The organism is Thiopseudomonas alkaliphila (assembly GCF_001267175.1).
GTDB lineage: Bacteria > Pseudomonadota > Gammaproteobacteria > Pseudomonadales > Pseudomonadaceae > Oblitimonas > Oblitimonas alkaliphila.
The window spans coordinates 1,512,024-1,525,003 of record NZ_CP012358.1; the positions used below are offsets into that span (position 1 = coordinate 1,512,024).

Below are 12,980 nucleotides of genomic sequence, written 5' to 3' on the forward strand. Positions count from 1 at the left end.
TTATGAATATGAATTTAATACGCAACCTGTGCATGGCCCTGCTTATTGGAGTCAATACAGCGCACGCCACCAATGAACCCGAAGTGCTGCTGTTTACCGATAGGGCTAATGAATTTATAGACAATGGTGGCTATCCAGTTATTTATCTGGATGAAGTACTTCATCTTGAAGAACAACTGACACAAGCAATCAGTCACTTCGATCTATCAGAACACATGGACGCCGCAACAGTCGACGCTGTTCGAAACCAGCTCAGCCAAGTGATGGATAAACAAGCACTCATGGATGCTTATGCAGGCTTATCACTCGCTTGGAGCCTCAACATTACCCATGTTCCCGCCATTGTGACGCGATTTCCAGGCGAACGACCGCTTGTGAGCTACGGTGAATATTCTGTTCCAGAATCGCTTGGGAGAGTCAGAAATTGATCACTTTCAAGAACAGTCTATACACACTCTTATTTTCAAGCATCACACTGACCGCCCTGACCACAGGGCCTGCCTATGCAGTCAATACAGCTCAAATTGTCGCTAATACAGCGAATGCCCAATGCATGGAGTGGAGCGTAGTAGGCACATGCTTTTGGCTCAAGTGCAGCCCTAAATGCAAAGTGCGCACCAGTGTGAAAGTGAAGCACTATATTCCTGAGGTCGTAGTTTCAAGCTATACCAATACCGGCGCTAATCCGTGGACTGAAATGGCCCTGTTGGGCTCGTCAAAACCAGGCGCTGAAGACGGAGGAAACCTAATTACGCCCAATCAAAAACGGGGCAACCTGCCACGTTTTAAAAATACAGATGTTATTGGCCATCCCGCAAGCTACGTTCTGAATCAACTCAGCAGTTACACCTGCAGCAGTGCAACCACTGGTTTCATGCCGTACTACCTATCAACTTTAGATGTGCCTAGTTGGCGGTGGGGAGTAACGGAGATGCTCTATCCACAATCGATCATTCCAGGACAGCGTGAAATTCAGAAAGGCATGAATGGCTGGGGGTCAGTGTACCCACGACAAGGTTTTTTGGTTCAAGGAGATGATGGAAAAGCCGGTGCCGTCCTCGCTCAGCGCGCAGCTGACTTCGTGGTTCGTACGGGTCAGCCCCATGTTTATAAAAGTATTTTTGCCCGTAAACAAGAAAGCCGAGGTTGGTGGCCACCTGGAGCTTATGAGGATCCTCTTATCGAAGGTAATAAAAAAACTCATAAGTGGCAGCAATTACACCCTTCTGTTTCCAGTAGCTGCGAAGTATGGCCTACCAGTGATCAGGTAGAACAAGATGCCCAAGGGGGCTATGCCTATGCGCTTTGGCGGCCTTACCGCTGCTGTGAGCCTAAAGGGACTTTTTTATATTCAATTGGCCAGTAAGGACACCATCAGATGGATAAATTAAACACACCCCTAAAGTTGCTAACAGCCACCGTATTTCTAGCAACCAGCTCCCTAAGTGCAGCAATACAGGCTTTTGATATCAGTGAGCGACCTTATGAAAAAGTGACTGGGACAGCAGTCAATGACAAATTGAGTTATGAGCTGGGAGGAGGTGCCGCTTACGGGGCTGCAAGCACACGTATAGTTCCACCAAGCATCGGATTCGGCATTAAATGGGACGCTGACATGATGTGCGGCAGCATGGACTTGCAGACCACAATTAAAAACCAGCTCAATGGTTCAACTGACGGCTTCAAAAGCATTATGGGCGGTATTGTTGAATCAGCTACAGGTGCTGTTATGAGCCTGCCAGCTATGATGATTCAGCGCTCAAATCCTGGTCTCTATGAAATGCTGAGTAACGGTGTTTTACAGGCCAGAGTCGACTTCGATCGCTCGAAGATTTCTTGTCAAGGAATCTTAGACCAAGCCAGTGCCTACCTTGATGGTGGTCCAAGCCTTACTTCTCTGGCAAAAGCAGAAACCATGAAATTAGCCGTCCAAGCAACAGGCGGCGACAGTGTGGCCGCCGAACAAAAAGCTGAGTCTGAAGGAACCGAAAATGGTGTTGTATGGATGGGCGAAAGACGTGGTGGCTTAGGTCAAAAACCGTTAGCACTAACAGAAGACATTGTACGCCGTGCTTACAACACAAGTGTCGGACGCATAACGAATACCAATGCATTAGTAACCGCTGCTCAATGCAATGGAGCAGCGATTTGTTCGCTATGGGATACACCACAAAAAGCAGCAGAATTTGCAAAGAAAGTAGTAGGAGAAACCGAACTCACCACCTGTCAGGATGGTTGTGATCCAGCAGTGATCAAACCAGGAACTGGCCTTCTCCATCTAGCTGACGAGGTTTACGAAGAAAAAGCCGAGCTAATGATCAAGCTGCTGGATAAAACTCAAACTATGAAGGATGAAGATCTACACAAGCTATCGACACCTATGTTGCCTGTGTCACGCAGTGTGGTCGAAGCACTCCGTAATGATCCTGATGGCCAAGTGCTCTCAGAACGACTGCTATCTGAGATTGCTCTGGCTGACATCATTTGGAAAGGCATGCAGCTCATGCGACTTCTGATGACAGGTGCCCAAAACCCTGATGTTCAGAAAGTGGCTGAAGCGAAGCAACACGTCTCGGATAAGGTTGCCAACCTGCAGGCCGAAATTGACTCCATGAAAATGGAAATGGAGATGCGTCGTGAGCTCGCCAATAACACGGCCACAGCTGTACTAAATCGAGCGGCTGTAGCGCGAGCTCAAACGGGCTCAGTCGTTGAAGCGGATGCTGCACCTGATCGTTTACAGCAATCAGAAAAAGGACAGGAAGCCACGCCATGATTCAGTTCATTAAAAGAAACGTATTAGTTCTCTCGATCTTTCTAACATTTATTGTTGCAGCTCTGCTGTACACCATCCAACTGTTGCTTAACGGTGGCGATCCCATTGCTGTGCTTCAACAAAACGCTGAACTGGCCAATTATTGGTTGGCTTGGCGAATAGCTTTGTATTTAGGCGTCACCGCTCTCTACCTCTACCTTGTTCGCAAGCACACAGCCCAAGAGAATTTTAAGCACGTTGCCTATCTAGGCAGAATTCGTAACTACGGCCTCTTAATTATGCTCGCCAACGAAATCTCAAACTATATTCGTTACTTCGAGGGATAAGTCATGGGAATGACAACATTTAGCTATTTTGAGTATTACCTAACCATGTTGGGCTGGGCCATCAGTAACAGCCTCTGGTCAGCATTGACTGCCAGTGGTGTTGCGCTTATTCCTATCATTATTCTTTTTGCACAATCAATGCTGGATGCTCGGCAGAAAGGTGAAATAAATGTTGAAGCCGTCACAAAAAGTGTTGAAAGCAGAGTATGGCAAGCTTACGTGGTTATCTTATTTGCCTGTATTCCATGGCCTGTTGTGAATTTAGGGGAAATTAAGGTAGATACAACTGCTTCCTGCGGTGTCACGCAGATCGAGCACAATAAAACACAGTGGGGAGGTGAGTTTTCAACCATTGGTAACGTAAAACCTCATGTGCCTGTTTGGTTTAATCTGATACATCTCCTTTCAAAGTCAATTACCGGTGCCGCTATTGCATCTATTCCTTGCGATGGTGATATCCGCTCAACTATGTTTGAAATTGATAACCAACGCATTGCAGATCCTAACCTAATCGAAGAAGTCGCCCAGTTTACCAACGAGTGCTACGCTGAAGCTCGGGTCAAACTCTTTCGTGATAAACATGTGACTGAAAGTTGGACTGACGTTAGTGGACTCGCCACAAAATGGGAAGCTGGATGGATCGGTTCTAAAATATTCCTGGAAACCGGTGGTTACTACGACAGCATGCGTGCACTGAGTCCACAATACCTTTTTCCTTGGAAGGAGAGTCGCGATGAAGGACTCGCTCCCGGGCGAGATGGAGGTGGGTACCCTATCTGTAAAGACTGGTGGCTCAACAAAGATAAAGGACTACGCAAGCGTCTAGCCGAACAAATCAAGCCAGGCTTATTGGAGAGAGTATCGAGTACATTTCGTTGGGGAGAAAGTAGTACCGATAGTATGATTCGCAACCTAGTAAGCCCTAGCTCCATGGAGCGCTCAAAAGAAATGGGATCACCTTTTTATAATATGGGCCCCAGTACTGCTACAGGCGTAGCCGGCGCTCTAGATTGGGGGCGTGAACTGGTTAATAACTTCCAAACAACTAAAAAAACTGGCCCACTCGGGAGTGAACGAGATAAGGCTGAATCAAAAGTGCAAGCTATGCGTGCAGCATTGCCAATGTTTCAGGCTATCGCTTATATGGTGCTTGTGATTTGTATACCTATTGTCCTCGTGCTTAGTGGTTACTCATTTAAAGCTTTGTTTCAATTATCTCTCGGGATGTTTACCATTCATTTTCTGACATTTTTCTGGGAGCTGTCACGCTGGTTGGACTCTAAAATGCTAGCTGGGCTGTATATGAATCAAGGCGTAGGGGCTGTAGCTACTCGTATGATGCCTTGGACAGACCATGGGGCAGCCTACTGGATGTCAGACTTTGTACTTTGGGGATCCCTAGTCGTAATGCCTGCATTGTTCTTGATATTTATGGGCTGGGCTGGAATGGTAGCTACCACATCATTCTTAGCTGCAGCAGCTCTTGGAGGGGAAAGTGCTGGAGGATCATTAGGAAATATCGGAGCACAATCTGGTATTGGTTTAAGCAGCAAAATGAGTAGTACTGCAAATAAGGCTGGGGGGGCTGCAATAAGGGCCGGTGCTCGTGTCGCTAGCAAGCATCCGCAAGTGAAAGCAGCTAAAGCGGCAGCTAATACGGTACGCAATCTCCGCTAAACTATTTAGTCGTAAACAGGTGGCTGTATTAGACCAGTCACCTGTTTTTTATAAGATGCGTTTCAAGTAGCTGCGCACACGAATATTTTTTATTACCACTTATGCAGACTTTCAGCATATTCACGCAGGCTTTGTTCGGACTCAATCTGCTGAGCCATTAAGGCTGCTTCATCATATGCCTCTTGTCGTCCCTGCGCTCGCCCCTCCTCTCGCAACTCATCCGCCAGCTGCTCAGCTTTGCTTTTCTGGTTTGAGTTCGTAAGCATGAAATACACAAATGTGACAAAAGCTATTAACCCGGCCAGCATTAATCCAAGTCCAATCAATACTCCCCAAGTCAACACATTGACCAAAGGTTTAGGCAGTTTCAATGCAGTGAACAAGCTGCTCACCTTAGTTTTGACGGATCGAGCGACACCCAGCGCTATTTGCCCATATCCCGCGTTTTGAGTTCCAAATATACGTTCCATTGTAGTGTCTCCAACCGTCAAACATATGCAGAAAAAAACTTAATATGCCACAAACTTAATATACACCCTTGTCAGGGTCAACCTGTCATATAAACAAATTGATGCAACTTTAAAGAGTTAGTTGCGATATAGTTGCACCTCAAAAGTTATTTCTAATGAAAAACACTTTACTTTAGAAAAACCAAGAGGGATTTTGGATGCCGATAAATTTTGACTACCCTTTCCATGAAATCAACACAAAAGCTGAAATAATCCAACTCAACTGTAGAGGTAACACTCTTTTAGCGTGGTGGTATTGCAGCATCTATAAAAACGCAAGGGATCAGTCTCAACCTCTCGTTCTTGTGGCCTTCCGAATACAAATCAATGACAAGACTTTTTCAGATGAAATTGTATACCGCTACATTTCCATAGCCCTACTCAGCCAGATACGAATAGGCAGTCTTTGCAGGGATAACAGAATGGTTGCTCATGCAACGTATGAAACACGAGAGTTTGACTTGATATATGAGAAAGGAAACTGGTGGTTCACTTCTTTTGACAAAACCACAGAGCTAAATCGTCAACCTCCATTCCCGTTAAGTATTTATCCTCTTATACACAAACGCGATAAAAACTGGCTAGTTGAATTTAAACTCCAATCTGACAACAATCTGGTAGTGCAATGCCTTGAGTACTCTAATCGTTGCTACGGGCAGTCGGCAGAGCTACGTCGCATTCTTATGACTTACCTATGGAACGGTAAAGACGGAAGAGCCTTTCAAAGGACTTGTTTTCACTCTAAATCATCCAGGTGATTTTTATAACTGGCTAAAAACCTTATTATCACAGGTTAGACACATGAAAGGTGTAGTGCACACACAGACCAAATACTGCCCAGGTAAAGCAGATTCATTTAAACACGTGCCCTCATCTAACGATGAAGTACCATGCTGGGCAGCACTCAACAATGCTCTTGGTGAAATGAGCATACAGGTGAATTAAAACGAAAAATTTATTAGGATATACTGCGAAGCTTTATCATAATATCTTTATAGCGGATATTTTTATATATTACTTACCGGTTAAATTATAGATATTATAAATTTATTAAAAACAGACAAGCTGACACTTTAAATAAATCAACATAGAAAATAAGTTTGGTGACTTACAATGACTAAAAGCACAGAAAAAGAATATAAGCTTAATATAGACCCAAGAATACTTGAACTACTGGGGCCAAATCTATATACAAATATATATTATGTACTGGCTGAACTTATTGCCAATGCATACGATGCTAATGCAAGTAACGTATACATTATTACCGACAACAATTCTATAACTGTGGAAGACGATGGAGTCGGAATGTCATACTCTTCAGGTGACGTTGATAGGTTTTTAGATGTAGCAAAAGAAACACGAACTAGTATTGATAACTCGTTTGTTCCGGGAAGTAACAGAAAAAGAGTGAAAATGGGCAGAAAAGGAGTCGGTAAATTAGCAGCTCTTTCTGTATCAGAAAATGTAATAGTTAAGACGGTAAAAAATGGAGAAAAGTCAGGATTTATACTTTCTAGAAAAGTGAGAGACGATAAAACTCTTGATCCTATAGATGATTCAGATATCACCTTTTCGCACATTTCGGACAACGGTACAGCTATAGTAATGACGGAGCCACAATACGATCTCAATAAAACATTGAAATCAGCCAAGAACAACATTCTAAGAATTTTTCCTTTAGTTGATAAAAACTTCAGAATTCATCTTAAAATGAAAAATAAACCTATAGTTACTATCGATAGTTTTGAAAAAGACATCATTTCAGGGCTAGCCTGTATGATTACTTTAGGCGATGATTTTCACTCTTTGCATGACAACTTTAAGTTTGATCTTAAGAACCTATCTAATGCTCAAAAAGAAAATTTATCTAAACGATCTAAATCATATATATGTAGGCTCAATAGTTTAAAGAAAAAAGATGGCACCGTAAGCGATTATACTTTAGAAATATCGGGTTGGATTGGAGCTTATCGAAGTACAAAAGGACGTAAGAAAAACCAAGTGGATTTTCCTGATAACTTTATCTCACTCGTTTCAAATAAAAAAGTTGGTGAATTCAATATTCTTCCGGTGGTAGGAAAAAACGCATTGAATGAAGTATATGTTGTGGGCCAACTACATATAGACTTATTTGAACACTCAGATCTTCCTGATATGGCACTAAGTAACCGCCAGGGATATAAGTCTGATGATAAAAGATATGAAGCAGTCACGAAATATATTCGCAATGAACTATTGCCTGAAATAATTTCCATGAGATCAAAATACACCTCGTATAAGAAAGCTACAGATGAATCCATTAAAAATGAAAAAAAACTTGTTCTCGAGGAGAGCTTAAGAAAAGGTATAGATGACTTCAAACAAAATGCAGTTAGGAAAAGTGTCGATGAAATTTCCAGGCTAGACGGTAATGCGACATCTCAAGATATTGCCACTGCGATTGAAAAATCAATTAATACATCACTTCCAGACATGGGAATAAAATCTAAAGTAGATGGTAATAAAAAAAGACTTTTAATTAGTCACTCAAGTCGAAATAAAGCTATTGGAGACTTCTCTTATAACTTACTAACTTTTGCTGGAATTCCAGGTAATGATATCATTTATACATCTAATGATGATGCTATTAGCAGAGTACCAGAGTCGGAAGGGGTTTTTGATTACTTAAAGAATTTTTTTGTTAACAGCTACTCAACAGAAAAAATATATGTTCTTTACATTACTAGTGATGAAATGGCATCTAGTTGGGCCTGTGTTTCTGAAGTTGGTGCAGGCTGGGTTTTAAAAAGTGAGCATAATCTATTTAACTTAAATTCTCATACTCCACGAGAACCTCTAAATACATCTAGAGAATGGGCAAATATAGAATATGATGATGAAAATGGGTCAATAGAAATAACTCGCCGTACAGCTGACGTTCTTGCTGATAAAATAATCCATATATGTAACTTTTTAGGATACTCTCCCAAAAATAAATCTGAAATCTTATCAGAAATATCTAAAAAGGTTAATTATACAGATGACTGAATAAAACTTTTTCCAATAATCTCTCCTAAGTCTACAGGGACTGCATTACCGATCATTTTCCCTACTTGAGAAATATTAACTCTTTTTCCTGTAGGGAAGAATTTGTAATCTGCAGGGAAAGTTTGAAGAATAGCTGCTTCTCGTAAAGAAATGGCGCGATTCTGTTGCATATCGTAATGACCAAAACGCCCGTTACCAAAGCCATAACATTGCGTTGTCATGGTGGGCGATGGTTGACATCCTCGCATGCGAGCATAAACACCGCTATATGTTTTACCGCTTTCTTTTTGATGGCATTTCGCAATTAAGTGTTTTGGCCAATCATTCCAAGTACCTCCAGGCCTAGAGTGGCGAATACGCTCAAGATTAAGTGCAGATAACCCAGCTGCTCTGTGCAGAGGATCTAAGCGATCTGTTTCTCCAGCCTTAATAGGTGGAAGAAAACCGATAGCTTCCTGAACAGTCTTGTAATTATCACGGGTATGGGTTGGCTTTATTAACTTAACTTCACCTATAAGCGATGCTAATAAAACATGTCTTTTTCGGGCTTGTGGTAACCCGTAATCAGGGCAAAACACTTCATCTGCCCACACTAAATACCCAAGTGATTTTAATTCTTTAACAAAATCATTATATACCTTATGCTTTGTCACATCAGGCACATTCTCCATAGTAACAAGCTCAGGCTTAACTCCTCTAATTAAACGAGAAAACGAGTATAGAAGAGGCCATCTTTTATCGTCACTAACGTTTCTGCCTTGGGAGTAAGTAGAGAATGGCTGGCAAGGAGCGCACCCTGCTAACAGCTTGAGGTCCCCTTTAGGAAATAATGCAGAAAGCGTTTCCGAGCTTAGAGTAGCAATATCTTGGACAAAAAACTTGGCCCCTTTATTGTTTTCCTCATACGGATATTTACATGCTTCTTCTATATCGAAGCCGGCAACAACATTAATTTTTGCCTTGATTAGTCCGTGTGTTAACCCACCAACCCCACAGAACAGATCAATAGCAGAGATTTTTTGAACCATAGCATTTTTTCTATAATTATATTAGGAGTGTAGTATAAGCGTTGTGCGTGTTTTTATCGAGCAAAAAATCAACACAAATGCGCTCTGTCACTGTGCTAGAACTCCACACAAAATTTTCAAAATGCTCGGTGATTCCACAGAAAAGGAACAGTGTTAAAAAGTAGATCTCTCACGTTGCCGCAATGCGGTTTGATAAGGCCTGACTAACCCCGACACTTTTTTATGGTAAAAATCAAGGTGTTCTTTTATTCACGAAAACTGTGCATAACTCTATGGAAAAGCATCTGTTCCACAGATTGTTCAAAGCAAAATCTGAAGTGTTCAAATAATGATCAGCACTGTAAGCATTATAGTGAAAAAAGCCTGCACAACTCGCAGGCTTTTTATGCTCATAACTATTATTAATCTGAGTCAGTACCGTCAAACTCAACCGAAGCTGAGCTTTCAGATCTGATACAGCTTTGACGAATTTCCTGAACTGCTTCAGCAGCTTTAAAAGCAGCCAGTACTAGTTCGCAAACTATCCGAGCACCAATCACGCCCAAAGCTATCCAACCCCAACGAATCAAACCCTCTAAATAGAAAGGTCTATTAATAAAATATAGGGCAAGAATACCCAGCATCAACCAAAATGCAGCGCCTATTAATTTGGTTGGTGTTTTCCCATCCAGCTTGATGAAACTCTTGATGCCCATGCAATTTCCCTCATCTTTAAAGATATGTGCTTAACCCTCAACGCCAACAACAATAGATGCTGACCTCTGATTCCGTTTTTTAGGACTCTGTGATCGCCTCACTGAGCCCTAAGCTTCCCAGTAGCAACGTCTTTTGCTCCCGTAAACAGATCATCACGCCAACTCGCGGCTTGCGTTCGCTCGAATGCCGACTCATGCGCCATCTTGATTGACGTTCGATTTTCCCCTTCTTTATTCAGACTGATCCATAACACATCACGTGGCGTGTTCTTCCCAATATCTCCTACCATCCGGTAAAAAGCGCCGGGAGTCGCTTGAATACGCGCATTAGGAAACCCGTAATAGGACTTCATTCGTGCTGCGACAGTATCTACGTCAACGTCTACAAAAAACGTTTTGGATGCGCTGTTAGGTGTTACTCGCCCACCGTAAACAACCCGATTTACATCATAGGCGACGTCACTGATCTTCTGGTTCAATGCTGCAAAGTCTTCTGTTGCACAGCCTGATAACAATGCAAGGGAGCAAACAGCTGTTAAGTAAGTTGTCTTCACTTGTTAAGTTCCTTGATATCCAATAATCCACTTGGTATTTAACCTTCGGACTAATCGTGCTCTAGCGCTGACTGGTGTCATATTGGGTGCATCAATAGAGCTTCTTACTCATCTGCACCTAACTATTACTCTAGCAACCGTGCAGTGGTGCATGTGTCTGAAACCCGAAAACCAACGCTACCTATTAAATTGGACACAGCGACTGGCCTGTTTTATGATCTGGCTATGTTTCGTTGGTCGTTGACTGACAACATGCCCAAAGCCCTGTACAGCAAGAATATGGGCGTTCGTTCTGTGTAGAATGAATTGCTGTTGACTCACTATCCTAAGCGGAGAGATCACTCTCCGTTAGGGGCTGTGTTTCTCCGCTTTTTTATTTGGAGAAACACCATGTCTCAGAAAAAAACCAACACTCAGGCGACACCGAGCACTTTGACCGATTTCTTAACAAGTCCTGAAATGATTCAGCTAGTTAGGGATGTGGCCATTGTGTGCAAAAGTCAAAGCAGAGCATTACGTGCTCGTACTGCTATTTACCTGACCTCTGGAGTGGCTCAAAGCAAAGCATTCAGCGCTAAACTGCATGCTCGCACTGCCAACAATCTAACCTCTGGAATAATTCACTGTAAAAAGTTATTGGCTTCCGCTAAAACCACAATGAATCACTCAATTAATCTAAAGCCTACTGAACCAACAGTAGCTGTCGATTACGATGTACCAACCATTTTGCGTAAGCTTGGTAGAGCAGAATTTGAGGCGTGGCAGCATCTTCGTGGCGTTGTTGAAACACCGGACACGAATATTCATCGTCATGCATTCAACATGAGTCTGTACTAAAACACCTTTTAACCTGGCGGAAAGCTCTTTTCCGCCAGGATCAGTGTTTCTCCGCCTTTTATGGAGAAATATATGAAAAAAATTAGGATTTTGTCTCAAATAAAGGTACGTCTCGTTAGAAACGCTACTGGGGCCGGCGAAGATCTGCGCAAGCTTGGACTAGGAATGATAGCTGCAGGATTTTTTGGCTTTTTTAGAACCATCACAGTCTAAATCAGTTACATTGGTCTTATTAGGGTTGCTAACTTGGCTCATTGGCTTAGTTTTATCGGCACCCAAACAAAACATACAGGAGTAACTCAAATGATTTTTGGAGCAACTGTTGTTGTTTTTATTACAGTCATTTCTTTTGTTGCTTACGTCGGCCTGAAAGATCAATTTCTTAAAGACCTAGCTGCACGTCAGTCACAAGAAGACAAATAACCTCCCCAAAAAACCGCTTCGGCGGTTTTTTTCATGTCTGCGCACAATAGCAAATTATCATTATCCAAGCGCTTTTATAGCCTGCCCCAAAACCCGTCTATTCGGAAATCGGGTTAACGCCCTATCCAGCTACCGTCATATTTAAGATTGACCCAGCCTCTCAAGTCATGAAACCATTTTAGTGAGAACGGTTTATTTTAGATGATATTTTAATACCTAGAGTATGAGTATCCTAACTTCTATAGACCATAGCTCAATAACGTGATGTCGCAGAGTATTTATTCACTCTCGGGAGCTACTTGAACTAAGCATTTTTTAATTGATAGCGTGCAGGTGTTGTACCTGTATGCTGTCGAAAAAATGTAATGAAAGCACTGTCGCTTACAAACTCTAATTGTTGTGCAACATAAGTTATCCTCGCTCCATCAGATAGCATTTCCATTGCTCTCAGCAATCTCCACTGTTGCCGCCATGCCTGATAACTCATTCCAGTATCTCTAATAAATATCCGGCTTATCGTGCGCTCAGATGCGCCGACCTGATGCGCTAAATGACCAAGACGCGATGGCATCTCACCTCCACGTATTTTGTCTAGCCATACCTTCAAACGCGTATCTGAAGGAAGCCGCAATGTCCAGTTCTCTACACGTGCAGCTTTTAACTCCTCACAAAAAACGGTAATAAGACTGACCTGCTGATCTGCCGGCATATCCCATGGCCAGAATGCCATACGCTCTATCACTTGGAAAAATAGAGGATTAACCTCTACTACCTGCAGTGCTAAATCAGATAAAGGCAACGCAGTTGAAAAATACAAAGAACGATAGGCTAATTCTCCACGCATAATGGCACGATGAATTGTTCCTGCTGGAATCCAAGCTGCCCGTCCTGGTGGAAGTTGGCACAGCGTTTCTTCCAGCTCAATCGTAATGCTCCCTGAAGCTGAAAATAGCAACTGATGTCGAAGATGGCTGTGCCTACCTGAGTCATGTACGCCCATATCAGACGCAATGCCTATTACCGGTTCGTTAAAGCTATCTGGATCAAAAACATCACTAGGACTGATTTTCATAACTTGTCCGATATTTTATATATAAAGTCTTTATTATTGTAATAAGACAATAT

At 42.4% G+C, this 12,980-nt stretch carries 13 protein-coding genes; 8 read left to right on the forward strand and 5 right to left on the reverse strand.

What is annotated here, in order from left to right; all coding sequences use genetic code 11:
- Positions 1 to 2 precede the first annotated feature (2 nt).
- From AKN87_RS07235 to AKN87_RS07255, 5 genes are read left to right on the forward strand one after another with little or no spacing between them, the layout of a single operon-like run.
- Positions 3 to 428 carry a DUF1525 domain-containing protein gene (locus AKN87_RS07235; RefSeq protein ID WP_053102961.1) on the forward strand — a complete coding sequence of 142 codons (426 nt, stop codon included), beginning with the start codon at positions 3 to 5 and terminating at the stop codon, positions 426 to 428.
- Positions 429 to 469: 41 nt separating this feature from the next.
- Complete coding sequence (locus AKN87_RS07240) at positions 470 to 1,366, forward strand: TIGR03756 family integrating conjugative element protein (protein WP_331454220.1); 897 nt, start codon at positions 470 to 472, stop codon at positions 1,364 to 1,366.
- Positions 1,367 to 1,378: 12 nt separating this feature from the next.
- Complete coding sequence (locus AKN87_RS07245) at positions 1,379 to 2,776, forward strand: integrating conjugative element protein (RefSeq protein WP_053102963.1); 1,398 nt, start codon at positions 1,379 to 1,381, stop codon at positions 2,774 to 2,776.
- A complete protein-coding gene (locus AKN87_RS07250) occupies positions 2,773 to 3,102 on the forward strand; it encodes a hypothetical protein (RefSeq protein ID WP_053102964.1) in 330 nt (109 codons plus the stop codon). The genes AKN87_RS07245 and AKN87_RS07250 overlap by 4 nt, the downstream gene beginning before the upstream one ends.
- Before the next feature lie 3 nt (positions 3,103 to 3,105).
- A complete protein-coding gene (locus AKN87_RS07255; protein ID WP_053102965.1) occupies positions 3,106 to 4,779 on the forward strand; it encodes a conjugal transfer protein TraG N-terminal domain-containing protein in 1,674 nt (557 codons plus the stop codon).
- A gap of 92 nt (positions 4,780 to 4,871) precedes the next feature.
- Here AKN87_RS07255 and AKN87_RS07260 read toward each other — a convergent pair whose 3' ends face one another.
- Complete coding sequence (locus AKN87_RS07260) at positions 4,872 to 5,249, reverse strand: hypothetical protein (RefSeq protein WP_053102966.1); 378 nt, start codon at positions 5,247 to 5,249, stop codon at positions 4,872 to 4,874.
- A 1,152-nt stretch (positions 5,250 to 6,401) separates the two neighbouring features.
- On the opposite strand from AKN87_RS07260, the gene AKN87_RS07270 reads away from it, so the two are divergent.
- Positions 6,402 to 8,318, forward strand: a complete 1,917-nt coding sequence (locus AKN87_RS07270) for an ATP-binding protein (RefSeq protein ID WP_053102968.1) — start codon at positions 6,402 to 6,404, stop codon at positions 8,316 to 8,318.
- Here AKN87_RS07270 and AKN87_RS07275 read toward each other — a convergent pair.
- From AKN87_RS07275 to AKN87_RS07285, 3 genes are all read right to left on the reverse strand, one after another.
- Positions 8,303 to 9,346, reverse strand: a complete 1,044-nt coding sequence (locus AKN87_RS07275; protein WP_053102969.1) for a DNA cytosine methyltransferase — start codon at positions 9,344 to 9,346, stop codon at positions 8,303 to 8,305. The genes AKN87_RS07270 and AKN87_RS07275 overlap by 16 nt on opposite strands.
- Positions 9,347 to 9,747: 401 nt before the next feature.
- A complete protein-coding gene (locus AKN87_RS07280) occupies positions 9,748 to 10,041 on the reverse strand; it encodes a hypothetical protein (protein ID WP_053102970.1) in 294 nt (97 codons plus the stop codon).
- Positions 10,042 to 10,139: 98 nt separating this feature from the next.
- Entirely contained in the window at positions 10,140 to 10,595 is a 456-nt protein-coding gene (locus tag AKN87_RS07285) for a hypothetical protein (protein WP_053102971.1), read from the reverse strand.
- Between the two features lie 390 nt (positions 10,596 to 10,985).
- Here AKN87_RS07285 and AKN87_RS07290 point away from each other — a divergent pair, with 390 nt between their 5' ends.
- Both AKN87_RS07290 and AKN87_RS12310 read left to right on the forward strand, forming a co-directional pair.
- A complete protein-coding gene (locus tag AKN87_RS07290; protein WP_053102972.1) occupies positions 10,986 to 11,432 on the forward strand; it encodes a hypothetical protein in 447 nt (148 codons plus the stop codon).
- Between the two features lie 246 nt (positions 11,433 to 11,678).
- Positions 11,679 to 11,855 (forward strand): hypothetical protein, encoded by a 177-nt coding sequence (locus AKN87_RS12310; RefSeq protein WP_158487778.1) that lies wholly within the window; start codon positions 11,679 to 11,681, stop codon positions 11,853 to 11,855.
- A 304-nt stretch (positions 11,856 to 12,159) separates the two neighbouring features.
- Here the strand turns inward: AKN87_RS12310 and AKN87_RS07295 are convergent, their stop codons facing one another.
- On the reverse strand, positions 12,160 to 12,927 hold the full coding sequence (locus tag AKN87_RS07295; protein WP_053102973.1) for an AraC family transcriptional regulator: 768 nt from the start codon (positions 12,925 to 12,927) through the stop codon (positions 12,160 to 12,162).
- Positions 12,928 to 12,980: the final 53 nt, after the last annotated feature.

What these genes read in the sequence shown, in the direction of transcription:
- AKN87_RS07235 (WP_053102961.1), top strand. Translation starts at nt 3, where the DNA reads ATGAATATGAATTTAATACGCAACCTGTGCATGGCCCTGCTTATTGGA.
- AKN87_RS07245 (WP_053102963.1), top strand. Translation starts at nt 1,379, where the DNA reads ATGGATAAATTAAACACACCCCTAAAGTTGCTAACAGCCACCGTATTT.
- AKN87_RS07250 (WP_053102964.1), top strand. Translation starts at nt 2,773, where the DNA reads ATGATTCAGTTCATTAAAAGAAACGTATTAGTTCTCTCGATCTTTCTA.
- AKN87_RS07255 (WP_053102965.1), top strand. Translation starts at nt 3,106, where the DNA reads ATGGGAATGACAACATTTAGCTATTTTGAGTATTACCTAACCATGTTG.
- AKN87_RS07260 (WP_053102966.1), bottom strand. Translation starts at nt 5,249, where the DNA reads ATGGAACGTATATTTGGAACTCAAAACGCGGGATATGGGCAAATAGCG.
- AKN87_RS07270 (WP_053102968.1), top strand. Translation starts at nt 6,402, where the DNA reads ATGACTAAAAGCACAGAAAAAGAATATAAGCTTAATATAGACCCAAGA.
- AKN87_RS07275 (WP_053102969.1), bottom strand. Translation starts at nt 9,346, where the DNA reads ATGGTTCAAAAAATCTCTGCTATTGATCTGTTCTGTGGGGTTGGTGGG.
- AKN87_RS07280 (WP_053102970.1), bottom strand. Translation starts at nt 10,041, where the DNA reads ATGGGCATCAAGAGTTTCATCAAGCTGGATGGGAAAACACCAACCAAA.
- AKN87_RS07290 (WP_053102972.1), top strand. Translation starts at nt 10,986, where the DNA reads ATGTCTCAGAAAAAAACCAACACTCAGGCGACACCGAGCACTTTGACC.
- AKN87_RS07295 (WP_053102973.1), bottom strand. Translation starts at nt 12,927, where the DNA reads ATGAAAATCAGTCCTAGTGATGTTTTTGATCCAGATAGCTTTAACGAA.